Genomic DNA, 12,331 nt, shown 5'->3' on the forward strand with positions numbered 1-12,331 from the left:
GGGCGCGGGGGGGGGGGGGGGGGGCGTCGGCGGGGTGCCCCCCCCCCCCCCCCCCCCCCCCCCCCGCCCCGGGGGGGGGCCCCCCCCCCCCCGGGGGGGCCCCCCCGCCCGGTCTCTGCCGGGCTTGTCGAACCGGGCGAATCTGCCTGGCCGGCACCCCTGCCACATCGATGGCAGTCTGCGATACCGTCGCCACGCCCGGTCGCCGCGGCCACCCCCTGTTGTAAAGGAAATTTTCCTACTAAGGTGCGGCGGAGAAGGTTAGTGCCAGACCATCGCGAGGGAGATATGGCGTGAACAGGTGGAAGCGGCTGGCTCCGGTCACCGCCGTCGTGGCCTCGGCCGCGATGGTGCTGGCCGGCTGCGGTGGCTCCGGGGATGACGACAAGGCCGCGGACAACAGCAAACTGACGGTCTGGATGATGGGCGAGGGCGGCGACGCCCAGACCAAGTTCCTCGACAGCGTCGAGGCCGAGTTCAAGAAGAAGCACCCCGAGACCGACGTGGTGGTGCAGTACATTCCCTGGCTCGAGGCGCCGAAGAAGTTCCAGGCCGCGCTCGCCGGCGGTGAGGGGCCGGACGTCACCGAGCTGGGCAACACCGAGACCCAGGGCTGGGCGGCGCAGGAGGCCCTCGCCGACGTCACCGGCAGGTTCAACGGCTGGGCCGAGGGCAAGGACATCCTCCCCGACCTGGTGAAGAACGCCCAGCTGGACGGCAAGCAGTACGGCGTCCCGTGGTACGCCGGCGTCCGCGCCGTCTACTACCGCACCGACTGGTTCGCCGAGGCCGGCGTGCAGCCGCCGAAGACCTGGGACGAGCTGGTGACCGCGGCCAAGACCGTCCAGGCCAAGAAGCCCGGCACCTACGGCATCGCCCTGCCTGGCAACTCCGAGCTGCCGTTCTACTCCTTCCTCTGGGCCGCCGGCGCCGAGATCGCCACCAAGGAGGGCGACAGCTGGAAGTCCGGCTACAACACGCCGGAGGCGCAGCGGGCCGTCAAGTTCTGGACCGACCTGGTGACCGTGCACAAGGTCGCCCCGCCCGCCGCCGCCGGCTGGAACGAGGTCGACGCCCGGACCCAGTTCGCCACCGGCCGGGCCGCCATGGCGTTCGCCGGCAGCTGGCAGGGCGGCGCGATGAAGAAGGACAACCCCGACATCGACAAGGTCTGGGGCACCTTCCCGATCCCGGGCCCGGACGGCAAGCCGGCCCCGGCCTTCGCCGGCGGTTCCGACATCGCGCTGTGGAAGGACAGCAAGCGGCAGGACCTGGCCTGGGACTACCTGACCGTGCTGCTGAGCAAGCAGAAGGACCAGGAGTTCGCGAGCAGCCTCGGCTTCTTCCCGGTCTACCAGGATCTGGTCGGCGGCGGCACCTACGCCAACGACAAGGTGATGGCCGCGTTCGCCACCGCCATGCAGAACACCAAGCTGACCCCGCTCACCCCGAACTGGGTGGAGGTCAGCCGGAACAAGACGGTGACCCAGGCGATGAACAGCTCGGTCATCAAGGGTCAGAAGACCGTGGAGAAGGCCACCGCCGACGCGGCCACCGAGATGGAAAGCATCCTCAACACCAAGTGACCACGCTGACCGAGGCCACCGGCACGACCGCCGCGCGGGAGACCCCCGCGCGGCGGCGCCGCGTGGATTACCTCCCGTACGTGTTGCTCCTGCCCTGTCTGGCGATCATCGCGGTGCTGCTGCTGTGGCCGCTCGGCCAGGTCGTGATGATGTCGTTCCACAAGCTGAACAACGTCCGGCAGTTGCGGGGGGACCGCGAGTGGCCGTGGGTGGGCCTGGACAACTACGCCCAGATCCTCGGCGACCCGTTCTTCCGTACGGTGCTGCGCAACACCGTGCTCTTCGCGATGGCGAACGTCGCGCTCACGATGATCCTCGGCACCCTGGTCGGGCTGTTGCTCAACCGGCTCGGCAAGCGGATGGCCACCTTCGTCGCGAGCTGCGTGATGCTGGCCTGGGCCACCCCGGCGCTGACCGGCACCATCGTCTGGAAGTGGATCTTCGACGACACCAGCGGCCTGGTGACCTGGCTGTTCAACAAGCTTCCGGACGGGCTCTCCACCGCGCTCTTCGGGCGCAGCGACTGGACCGGGTACGGCTGGTTCAACGACCCCCTGCTCTTCTTCGCGATCCTGACCCTGGTGGTGGTCTGGCACTCGTTCCCGTTCATCGCGGTGAGCGTGCTGGCCGGGCTGAAGAGCGTGCCGAGCGAACTGCAGGAGGCGGCCCGGGTGGACGGTGCCGGGCCGTGGCGGGTCTTCTGGTCGGTCACCTTCCCGACCCTGCGCCCGGTCTTCGGCATCCTCGTCGTGCTCTCCACGATCTGGGACTTCAAGGTCTTCACCCAGCAGTTCGTGCTGGCCGGCGGCACCCAGGACCGGTCGACCTTCATGCTCTCGATCTACTCGTACGCGGAGGCGTTCTCGCCGCCGCCGAAGTACGGCCTCGGGTCGGCGATCGCGGTCATCCTCACCCTGATCCTGCTCGCGGTGACCGCCCTGTACGTCCGCATGGTGCTCCGGCAGGAGGAGTCGTGAGGAAGATCGCCCTCAACGGGGCCGGCCTGCTGGTCGCGCTCTTCGCGGCGTTCCCGGTCTACTGGATGGTTGCCACCTCGCTCAAGCCCAACCGGGAGATCTTCTCGGCCACGCCGCGTCCGGTGCCGGCCGAGCCCACCCTGGAGCACTACCGGGAGATCCTCACCGGGAACCTGATCCCGGGCGTGACGTTCACCGACTTCTTCCTCAACAGCGCGCTGGTCGCGGTGGCGACCGTGCTGCTCAGCGGGCTGGTCGCGCTGCTCGCCGCGACCGCGGTGGCCCGGTTCCGGTTCCGGCTGCGCACCACGTTCCTGATCCTGCTGCTGGTGGTCCAGATGATCCCGCTGGAGGCGCTGGTCATCCCGCTCTTCCTGATGATCCAGCGGCTCGGGCTCTACAACCAGTTGCCCAGCCTGATCCTGACCTACCTGGGCTTCTCGCTGCCGTTCGCGGTCTGGATGCTGCGTGGCTTCGTCGCCGCGGTGCCGAAGGAGCTGGAGGAGGCGGCGGCGATCGACGGGGCCAGCCGGGCCCAGACCTTCCGCCGGATCCTCTTCCCGCTGGTCGCCCCGGGCCTCGTCGCGACCAGCATCTTCTCCTTCATCACCGCCTGGAACGAGCTGATCTTCGCGCTGACCTTCATCAACGACCAGCACAAGTACACCCTGCCGGTGGCGATGACCTTCTTCTTCGGGCGGGACGACACCGCCTGGGGCTCGGTGATGGCCGCCTCGACGCTGTTCACCCTGCCGGTGATCGTCTTCTTCCTGCTGGTGCAGCGCCGGATGGTCTCCGGCCTCGTCGCCGGGGCGGTGAAGGGATAGGGAAGGGATAGGGAAGGGTCGTAGGCTCACCGCCATGACGGGCAGGCTGGTGGCGGTGAACGCCGGCGCGGTGACCGAGGCGGCGTGGGCGGGCGACCCGAGCGGCCGCAGCGGGATCGACAAGCGGCCGGTCGCCGGCCCGGTGCGGATCGGGTTCGCCGGGGTGGCCGGCGACTTCATCGGCGAGCGGGCCCACCACGGCGGCCCCGACCAGGCCGTTTACGCGTACGCCGAGGAGGACGCCGGCTGGTGGGCCGCCGAGCTGGACCGGGCCCTCCGGCCGGGCGCCTTCGGCGAGAACCTCACCACGTACGCGGTGGACGTCACCGGGGCGGTGGTCGGCGAGCGGTGGGCGGTGGGCTCCGCGCTGCTGGAGGTGACCAAGCCGCGCACCCCGTGCACCACCTTCGCCGGCTTCTGGGGCGTGCCCGACCTGATCAAGCGGTTCACCGTCCGGGCCGCGCCCGGCGCTTACCTGCGGGTGGTGCGAGAGGGTGAGGTCGGTGCCGGTGACCCGGTCGAGGTGGTGGACCGCCCGGCGCACGGGGTGACCGTCGGCGAGGTGTTCCGGGCGACCACGTTGGAGCCCGAACTGCTGCCCCGACTGCTCGACGTGCCGGAGCTGCCCGAGAGGTTGAGGGACAAGGTCCGCCGCCGTCTCGACACCGCCGGCCGTTGACGGGGGCGCGTCGGTCCCGACGCCCGGTGCCGCCGGCCCGGACCGGGTCAGGTCGCCGCGAAGACCTCCGCCAGCACCTGCGTCGGGGCGGCCCGGCCGCCCTTCACCCTGGCCCAGGTGCCGTGCTCGGCCGTCCACTCCAGGTCACCGAAGCGGACCAGCTTCACGCCGTGGTCGTCGGCGTGTGAGACCAGCCAGTGCGCGTACCGCCAGCCGTTGCGGCTGTCCGTCGCCGGCACGGTGAAACCGGTGAGGTCGGTCGGTACGGTGAGGTCGGGCAGGCCCCAGTCCAGGGCCAGGCTCTCCACCAGGGCGGTCGCCGCGGCCGGGCCGCGCATCGTCGGCGTCAGCCCGACCGTGCAGGCCACCGCGCCGGTCGCGTGGCCGAGCAGCGCGCGGGTGAGGATCTCCGAGTCGTCGGCCCATTTCTGGTACGCCTCGGGGAAGGCCGACCGCTGCACCCGCTGGGCTGCCTCGGTGACCCGCATGTCCTCCCAGCCCCTGACCTTCTTCAGCGCGGCGTAGAACTTGTTCGCCGCGTAACGCGGGTCCTGGATCTGCTCGGGGGTGCCCCAGCCCTGGCTCGGGCGCTGCTGGAACAGGCCCAGCGAGTCCCGGTCGCCGTGCGCGATGTTGCGCAGGTGCGACTCCTGGTACGCGGTCGCCAGCGCCACCACCACGGCCCGCTCGGGCATCTTCCGCTGCATTCCGATGGCGGCGATGGTGGCCGCGTTGGCCATCTGTTCGGGACTGAGCACGACCCGCCCGTCGGCCTCCACGGTGCAGGCGCGGCTGGTCGGGAGCCCGAGGTGCCGCCCGAACTGCTTCGTGACGAACCAGACGCCGAGCAGGGCGACGACCGCCACCACCACACCGCCCGCCACGACCGCAACTCGAGTTCGCACCGACACCTCCTGTCCCCACAGCCCGACCAGCCTACGTCCCCCGGCGCGGCGCTCGGGGTCGTCCGACCGGTTGCCTCGCGTTCCGTCACCGCCCCGCCACAGTCCCTAGCTCACGCCCGCCCATCCACGTCCTGGCCCGCGCCCTCGGCCTGGCCACCGTCCAGAGCGACCACCCATCGAGTTAGTCGTTCTCTGCCGGACCACCGTCCAGAGCGGCCACCCATCGAGCCAATCGTTTCTCCCGGAACGCGGCCACCCCCTCCCGGCCCTCCGCGGAGAGGAAGTACCCGGTGGACAGCTCGGCCAACTCGGCGATCTCCGCCCGCAGGTCGGTGGCGGCCGGCCGGCGCAGCAGCTCCTTCGCGCCGGCGAGGGCCTTCGGCGCGCCCTTCACCAGCGAGGCGCAGTAGCCCGCCACCGCTTCGTCCAGGCGGTCCGCCGGCACCGCGGCGGTGACCAGACCGATCTCGGCGGCCCGCCGGCCGTCGAAGGCGTCACCGGTCAGGTACAGCTCGGCGGCGGCCCGGGGGTGCAGCCGGGGCAGCACGGTCGCCGAGATCACCGCCGGGATCACCCCGATCCGGACCTCGGTGAAGGCGAACGTCGCATCCTCGGCGCAGACCGCCAAGTCGGCCGCGGCGATCAGGCCCAGCCCGCCGGCCCGGGCCGGCCCGGCCACCTTCGCCAGCACCGGCTTCGGGCACTCCCGGACCGCCGCCAGCACGTCGCCGAGCATCCCGGCCGGCACGGTCCCGCTGGCGTACGCGGCCGCGGTCTCCTTCAGGTCCGCCCCGGAGCAGAAGACCGGGCCGGTGTGGTCCAGCACGACCGCCCGGACCGCGTCGTCGGCGACCGCGGTGGCCAGCCCGGCCAGCAGCTCGGTCATCAGCGGGGTGGAGAGCGCGTTGCGGTTGTGCGGGCTGTCCAGGGTGAGGGTGGTCACCCCACGGGCCGTGGCGACCCGCACGAGAGGGTCCGGAGAGGTCATGCCGGGCACACTAGTGGCCATGCCCGGCGCTCTTCCAGAAGGCGAACCCGTCCCGGTCGACGGGGCCCTGCCCACCGCCGCCCTGCGTGCCGTCGGCGCGCGCGGCTTCGGCGTCTACGTGCACGTCCCGTTCTGCGCCAGCCGCTGCGGCTACTGCGACTTCAACACCTACACGGCGGCGGAGCTGGGCGGCGGCGCCAGCCGCGAGACGTACGCCGAGACTGTGCTGGCCGAGCTGGCGCTCGCCGCCCGGGTGCTGGGCGACACCCCGCCGCCGCGGGTGGAGACCGTCTTCGTGGGCGGCGGCACGCCCACCCTGCTCCCGGCCGACGACCTGGCCCGCATCCTGGACGGCATCGACCGGACCTGGGGGCTCGCCGCCGACGCTGAGGTGACCACCGAGGCCAACCCCGAATCGGTCACCCCGGAGTCGCTGAAGACGCTGCGGGCGGCCGGCTACACCCGGATCTCGCTGGGCATGCAGTCCGCCGCACCCGGGGTGCTGGCCGTCCTGGACCGGAAGCACAGCGCCGGCCGGGCCACCACCGCCGCGCTTGAGGCGCGGGACGCGGGGTTCGACCACGTGAACCTGGACCTGATCTACGGCACGCCGGGGGAACGCGCGGAGGACTTCGCCGCCTCGCTGGAGCAGGTGGTGGCGGCCGGCGTGGACCACGTCAGCGCGTACGCCCTCATCGTGGAGGAGGGCACCCGGCTGGCCGCGCGGATGCGCCGCGGCGAGCTGGCGTACCCGAGCGACGACGTGGCGGCGGACCGCTACCTGGCCGCGGAGGCCGCCCTCGACGCGGCCGGATTCTCCTGGTATGAGGTCTCCAACTGGGCCCGTTCCGAGGCGGCCCGGTGCCGGCACAACCTGCTCTACTGGGCCGGTGGCGACTGGTGGGGCCTCGGTCCCGGGGCGCACAGCCACGTCGGCGGGGTGCGCTGGTGGAACGTCAAGCATCCGACCGCGTACGCCGGACGCCTGGCCGCGGGGCGGTCACCCGGCCTGGCCCGGGAACTGCTCACCCCCGACGAGGCGCACATGGAGGACGTGATGCTGCGGCTGCGCCTCGCGACCGGCCTGCCGTTGGACGTGCTCGACGAGGCGGGCCGGGACGGCGCGCGGCGGGCGCTGGCCGACGGCCTGCTGACCGCCGGCGGGTACGCCGAAGGACGGGCGGTGCTCACCCTGCGCGGCCGGTTGCTGGCCGACGCGGTGATCCGCGACCTGTTGCCCTGACCGGGGGCCGGCCGGCCGGGTGGCCGGCCGGGCCCTGATCACTTGATGAAGTTGGCGGACATCGGGTAGCGGTAGTGCTGCCCCTCGTTGGCCCTCATGCCGGCGATGATCCCGAACAGGATCTGGATCACCACCACCGCGATGCTGGGCAGGAAGAGCAGGCACCAGCTCACGAAGAGCAGCACGAACGCGATGGCCGACCAGAGGATCTGGAAGTTCAGCGCGGCCAGGGCGTGCGCCCGAACGGTCGGCGACTGCTGACCGCGGGCCAGGTAGGCGACGAGCGGCCCCACGAAACCCAGCGGGCCGAAGCTGATCAACGCGCCGGCCGCGCCGCCGAAGTGCGCGACGAGCGCCCAGGTCTTGTCATCGCTGTTGGCGTAGCCGCCGGGTGGGGGGTAGCCACCCGGGGGCGGGTAGCCGCCCGGCGGCGGATAGTCACCGGGCGGGGGATAGCCGGGGCCGCCGGCTCCCCCGGACAGTGGTGGGGTGGGCTCGTATGGTCCCGACGGTGGGGTCCCGCCCGGCGGCTGGGCGCCGGGGTCCCCCGCTCCGGGAGGGCGAGGTGGTTCAGTCATGGACGTCACGTTAGGTCCCCTTCGCAAGGATGCGCCAGAGCAACATCGTCCCGGATGTCCGGCTGTTCGGCTGTGGCGAAGTGTGCGGCGGACCGCACCGGGGGTCCGTCACTGATCATCGCGTCGGTGGGTGCACCGACGTAGACTGGCACTCGCTACAGTCGAGTGCCAGACGCTCGGCCGGTACCGCGGGGTCGCCTGGTCCGAACAGGCGGTGCCGCTGCGCCGGGCGGGCCGAGGTGCGTCAGGAGGTGGGGGAGATGGGTCTCGACGACCGCAAGCTCGCCGTGCTCCGCGCGATCGTCGAGGACTACGTCGCCACCCAGGAGCCGGTCGGCAGCAAGGCCCTGGTCGAGCGCCACCAGCTCGGTGTCTCCCCGGCCACGGTGCGCAACGACATGGCCGTGCTGGAGGACGAGGGCTACATCCGGCAGCCGCACACCAGCGCCGGCCGGGTGCCCACCGACCGCGGCTACCGGCTCTTCGTCGACCGGCTCTCCCGGGTCAAGCCGCTCAGCCCGGCCGAACGCCGGGCCATCGAGCGGTTCCTGGTCGGCGCGGTCGACCTGGACGACGTGGTGCAGCGTACGGTCCGACTGCTGGCCCAGCTCACCCGGCAGGTCGCCGTGGTGCAGTACCCGAGCCTGGCCCGCTCCAAGGTGCGCCACCTGGAACTGGTGCCGATCTCCACCACCCGGCTGATGCTGGTCATGATCGCCGACACCGGGCGGGTCGAGCAGCGGCTGGTGGAGCTGCCCGGGCCGATGCTGGCCGACGACGTCATCGATCTGCGTCGGCTGGTCAACGAGAAGCTGGTCGGCAGCCGGCTGTCGGACACGCCGCCCCTGGTCCAGGCGCTGGTGGACGAGTCCTCGCCGGAGCTGCGCCCGGCCATGGCCACGCTCTCCAGCGTGCTGCTGGAGACGTTGGTCGAGCGGCACGAGGAGCGCATCGCCCTGGCCGGCACGGCCAACCTCACCCGGGGTGGCCTGCTGGACTTCCACGGCACTCTGCGGCCCGTCCTCGAGGCGCTCGAGGAGCAGGTCGTGCTGCTCAAGCTCATCGGCGAGGCCGAGCCGAGCACCACCCGGGTGCTGATCGGCGACGAGAACGAGATCGACAACCTGCGGGCCGCCTCGGTGGTCAGCACCGGGTACGGCCCGGGCAGCACGATTGTCGGCGGCCTGGGGGTGCTCGGGCCGACCCGGATGGACTACCCCGGCACCATCGCCACCGTGCGGGCCGTGGCACGCTACGTGGGCGAGCTGCTGGCCCAGAACTGACCAGTCAGGGGCGACGGCCGGCATGAGGCCGGCGACCGGCGCAACGCGAGACGAACATGAGGACACCGAACGCAGTGGCCAGGGACTACTACGGCATTCTCGGCGTCAGCCGGGAGGCCTCCGACGACGAGATCAAGCGCGCCTACCGCAAGCTGGCGCGGCAGTTCCACCCGGACGTGAATCCGGACCCGGAGGCACAGGAGAAGTTCAAGGACATCAACGCCGCGTACGAGGTCCTCTCGGACGACCGGAAACGGCAGATCGTCGACCTGGGCGGCGACCCGCTGGCACCGGGCGGCGGGGGCGCCGGGCCGGGTGGCCCGGGCGGCGCCGGCCCGTTCGTCGGGTTCCAGGACATCATGGACGCGTTCTTCGGCGGTGCCGCCGGTGGCGGGCGTGGCCCGCGTCCGCGTACCCGGCCGGGTGCGGACGCGATCCTGCGGCTGGAACTGGACCTCAACGAGACCGCGTTCGGCGTCGAGGCCCCGATCACGGTCGACACCGCCGTGCTCTGCACCACCTGTTCGGGTGCGGGTACCGCGGCCGGCACCCATCTCGCCACCTGTGAGGCGTGCGGGGGCCGGGGCGAGGTGCAGTCGGTGCAGCGGACCTTCCTCGGCCAGGTGGTCTCCGCCCGGCCGTGCACGGTCTGCCAGGGCTACGGCACCACCATCCCGCACCCCTGCCCGACCTGCGCCGGTGACGGCCGGGTGCGGACCCGCCGCTCGCTCACCGTCAAGATCCCGGCGGGTGTCGAGGACGGCATGCGGATTCGGCTGGCCCAGCAGGGCGAGGTCGGTCCGGGCGGCGGTACGGCCGGCGACCTCTACGTGGAGATCCACGAGCGGCCGCACGACGTCTACTCGCGCAAGGGCGACGACCTGCACTGCCGGGTCACCGTGCCGATGACCGCCGCCGCGCTCGGCACCCGGCTCACCATCAAGACGCTGGACAGCGAGGAGACGGTCGACGTCAAGCCGGGCACCCAGCCGGGCAGCACGCTGCGGCTGCGCGCCCGGGGCGTACCGCACCTGCGCGGCACCGGTCGGGGCGACCTCTACGTCCACCTGGACGTGCGTACCCCGACGAAGCTCGACGCCGACCAGGAGCGGATGCTGCGCGAGTTCGCCAAGACCCGGGGCGAGGAGGTCGCCGAGCTGAGCAAGCAGGGCGGCTTCTTCTCCCGGATGCGCGACGCCTTCAACGGGCACGCCTAGCGTGTCGGCGCCGCTGTTCCTGGTCGAGGCGCTGCCCACCGGCGACACGCTGACCCTCGACGGTCCGGAGGGGCACCACGCCGCCACCGTGCAGCGGCTGCGGGTCGGCGAGGAGCTGTTGCTCGCCGACGGTCGGGGCGGCACGGCCGGCGCGGTGGTCACCGCCGTCGGCCGGGGCGCCCTCGACCTGGCGGTCGCCTCCCGGGCGTACGTCGACGCGCCTGTTCCCCGGCTCGTGGTGGTGCAGGGCATCGCCAAGGGCGACCGGGGCGAGCTGGCCGTGCAGGCGATGACCGAGGTCGGGGTGGACGAGATCGTCCCCTGGGCGGCGTCCCGGTCGGTGACCCAGTGGCGCGGCGACCGGGGCGTACGGGCCCGGGAGAAGTGGGCGGCCACCGCCCGGGAGGCGGCCAAGCAGGCCCGTCGTGCCTGGCTGCCGGTGGTGGCCGGATCACCCGACGAGTCCACCGCGACGGTCGCCCGACGGATCGCCGGGGCGGCCGCCGCGTTCGTGCTGCACGAGGAGGCCGACGAGCGGCTCACCACCGCCGATCTGCCGCGGACCGGCGAGATCGTGCTGGTGGTCGGCCCGGAGGGCGGCATCGCCCCCGCCGAGCTGTCGGCGTTCCGCGAGGCCGGCGCCCACACCGTCCGGCTGGGCCCCTCGGTGCTACGCACCTCCACCGCCGGCGTCGCCGCCCTCAGCGTCCTCGCCACCCGCCTGTCCCGCTGGTGACCGGCGCCCGCCCGGGCGACACGGGACGCGGGCGTGGGTGTCGGCCCTCGGGACATGAACCGGGCCGACCCTTCCCGGGGTGGGTCAGGTGCGGAGGTAGGAGGCGCCGTTGAGGTCGACGATGGTGCCGGAGGTCCACTCGGCCTCGGGGCTGGCCAGCCAGTGCACGGCGGCGGCGATCTCCTCGGGGCGCGCCACCCGGTTGAACGGGGACTGGGCGCGGATCGCGTCGCCGCGCTCGCCGCTGAGATGCGTGGTGGTCATGTCGGTCTCCACGAAGCCCGGCGCGACCGTGGCCACCGCGATGCCGTACGGGGCCAGGGCCAGCGCCAGCGACTGGCCGAGGGCGTTCAGCCCCGCCTTGCTCGCCCCGTACGCCGGCTGCTCCGGCTCGCCGCGGAAGGCGCCCCGGGACGACACGTTGACGATCCGGCCGCCCCGCTCACGCATGTGCTGGGCGGCGCACCAGGTGACGTTGCCGGCCCCGGTCAGGTTGGTCTCCAGGACCTGCCGCCACTGCTCCTGCCACTGCGCGTAGGTGTTGCCGAAGACCGGGTGCGGCAGGTCCCGCGGCCCGTACACGCCGGCGTTGTTGACCAGGACGTCGAGCCCACCCAGGCGCTCCGCCGCCGCGTCCACCATCGCGCGGACCGCGTCCGGGTCGGTCAGGTCGGCGCGGACCACCACGTGCCCGTCACCGGGCAGTTCCGTGCGCACCCCCTCGGCCAGGTCCGCCGAGTCCCGGTGGTGGATCGCCACCCGGTCCCCGCCCGCCGCGAACGCCCGTGCCACCGCGCGTCCGATGCCGCGCGAGGCCCCCGTCACCAGTACCGCCCGTCCCGTCATGCGCGCCATCGTGCCGCACCGGGCCACGCCGGTTGGCAAGGGGCCCTTCCTCCGCGAAAAGCGTTAACAAGGGGCCCTTCCTTACACTGCCGGAATGGGAACCGACTGCCTGTTCTGCCGGATCGTCGCCGGGGAGATCCCGGCCACCATCGTGCGGGAGACCGCCACCACCCTCGCCTTCCGGGACATCAACCCCCAGGCGCCGACGCATGTGCTGGTGATCCCGAAGGAGCACTACGCGGACGTGGCCACGCTCGCCCAGGACGACCCGGGGCTGGCCGGCGAGGTGCTCGCCACGGCCGCCACGGTGGCCGAGGAGGAGGGGCTGCTCGCCGACGGCTTCCGGCTGATGTTCAACACCGGGGCGTACGCCGGCCAGGAGGTCTTCCACGTGCATGCGCACATCTTCGGCGGTGCGCCGCTCGGGCCGATGCTCTGCCGCTGATCAGGGCCCTAGACTGCCCGC

General features: G+C 72.5%; 13 protein-coding genes. 9 read left to right on the forward strand and 4 right to left on the reverse strand.

Annotated elements, in window-relative coordinates:
- The first annotated feature begins 293 nt into the window (after window positions 1–293).
- From ACIRG9_RS28435 to ACIRG9_RS28450, 4 genes are read left to right on the forward strand one after another with little or no spacing between them, the layout of a single operon-like run.
- Window positions 294–1,586: a sugar ABC transporter substrate-binding protein gene (locus ACIRG9_RS28435; RefSeq protein WP_402862441.1), complete on the forward strand. Its 1,293-nt coding sequence runs from the start codon at window positions 294–296 to the stop codon at window positions 1,584–1,586.
- Window positions 1,583–2,563, forward strand: coding sequence for a carbohydrate ABC transporter permease (locus ACIRG9_RS28440; protein WP_402862444.1), 981 nt, complete (start codon window positions 1,583–1,585; stop codon window positions 2,561–2,563). Before ACIRG9_RS28435 ends, ACIRG9_RS28440 begins: the two co-directional genes overlap by 4 nt.
- The gene (locus ACIRG9_RS28445; protein WP_402862446.1) at window positions 2,560–3,390 is read left to right on the forward strand and encodes a carbohydrate ABC transporter permease; all 831 of its coding nucleotides are present in this window, start codon (window positions 2,560–2,562) and stop codon (window positions 3,388–3,390) included. Before ACIRG9_RS28440 ends, ACIRG9_RS28445 begins: the two co-directional genes overlap by 4 nt.
- A 34-nt stretch (window positions 3,391–3,424) precedes the next feature.
- Window positions 3,425–4,069, forward strand: a complete 645-nt coding sequence (locus tag ACIRG9_RS28450; protein ID WP_402862449.1) for an MOSC domain-containing protein — start codon at window positions 3,425–3,427, stop codon at window positions 4,067–4,069.
- A gap of 47 nt (window positions 4,070–4,116) precedes the next feature.
- On the opposite strand, the gene ACIRG9_RS28455 is transcribed toward ACIRG9_RS28450, so the two are convergent.
- Window positions 4,117–4,980: a hypothetical protein gene (locus ACIRG9_RS28455; protein WP_402862452.1), complete on the reverse strand. Its 864-nt coding sequence runs from the start codon at window positions 4,978–4,980 to the stop codon at window positions 4,117–4,119.
- A 175-nt stretch (window positions 4,981–5,155) separates the two neighbouring features.
- Window positions 5,156–5,962 (reverse strand): enoyl-CoA hydratase-related protein, encoded by an 807-nt coding sequence (locus tag ACIRG9_RS28460; protein ID WP_402862454.1) that lies wholly within the window; start codon window positions 5,960–5,962, stop codon window positions 5,156–5,158.
- A 19-nt stretch (window positions 5,963–5,981) separates the two neighbouring features.
- Between ACIRG9_RS28460 and hemW the strand changes: the two genes are divergently transcribed.
- Complete coding sequence (gene hemW / locus ACIRG9_RS28465; protein ID WP_402862457.1) at window positions 5,982–7,205, forward strand: radical SAM family heme chaperone HemW; 1,224 nt, start codon at window positions 5,982–5,984, stop codon at window positions 7,203–7,205.
- A gap of 38 nt (window positions 7,206–7,243) precedes the next feature.
- Here the strand turns inward: hemW and ACIRG9_RS28470 are convergent, their stop codons facing one another.
- Entirely contained in the window at window positions 7,244–7,783 is a 540-nt protein-coding gene (locus tag ACIRG9_RS28470) for a DUF4870 domain-containing protein (protein ID WP_402862460.1), read from the reverse strand.
- Window positions 7,784–8,043: 260 nt separating this feature from the next.
- Here ACIRG9_RS28470 and hrcA point away from each other — a divergent pair, with 260 nt between their 5' ends.
- The 3 genes from hrcA to ACIRG9_RS28485 all read left to right on the forward strand — a co-directional run bounded on the left by hrcA (window position 8,044) and on the right by ACIRG9_RS28485 (window position 11,019).
- Window positions 8,044–9,066, forward strand: coding sequence for a heat-inducible transcriptional repressor HrcA (gene hrcA / locus ACIRG9_RS28475; RefSeq protein ID WP_402862463.1), 1,023 nt, complete (start codon window positions 8,044–8,046; stop codon window positions 9,064–9,066).
- A gap of 74 nt (window positions 9,067–9,140) precedes the next feature.
- Window positions 9,141–10,283: a molecular chaperone DnaJ gene (gene dnaJ, locus ACIRG9_RS28480; protein ID WP_402862568.1), complete on the forward strand. Its 1,143-nt coding sequence runs from the start codon at window positions 9,141–9,143 to the stop codon at window positions 10,281–10,283.
- 1 nt (window position 10,284) lies between these two features.
- Window positions 10,285–11,019: a 16S rRNA (uracil(1498)-N(3))-methyltransferase gene (locus ACIRG9_RS28485; protein ID WP_402862466.1), complete on the forward strand. Its 735-nt coding sequence runs from the start codon at window positions 10,285–10,287 to the stop codon at window positions 11,017–11,019.
- Between the two features lie 84 nt (window positions 11,020–11,103).
- Here ACIRG9_RS28485 and ACIRG9_RS28490 read toward each other — a convergent pair whose 3' ends face one another.
- Window positions 11,104–11,865: an SDR family NAD(P)-dependent oxidoreductase gene (locus tag ACIRG9_RS28490; protein ID WP_402862469.1), complete on the reverse strand. Its 762-nt coding sequence runs from the start codon at window positions 11,863–11,865 to the stop codon at window positions 11,104–11,106.
- 94 nt (window positions 11,866–11,959) lie between these two features.
- On the opposite strand from ACIRG9_RS28490, the gene ACIRG9_RS28495 reads away from it, so the two are divergent.
- A complete protein-coding gene (locus ACIRG9_RS28495) occupies window positions 11,960–12,310 on the forward strand; it encodes a histidine triad nucleotide-binding protein (protein ID WP_402862472.1) in 351 nt (116 codons plus the stop codon).
- Window positions 12,311–12,331 lie beyond the last annotated feature (21 nt).

The organism is Micromonospora sp. NPDC093277 (genome assembly GCF_044765245.1).
GTDB lineage: Bacteria > Actinomycetota > Actinomycetes > Mycobacteriales > Micromonosporaceae > Micromonospora.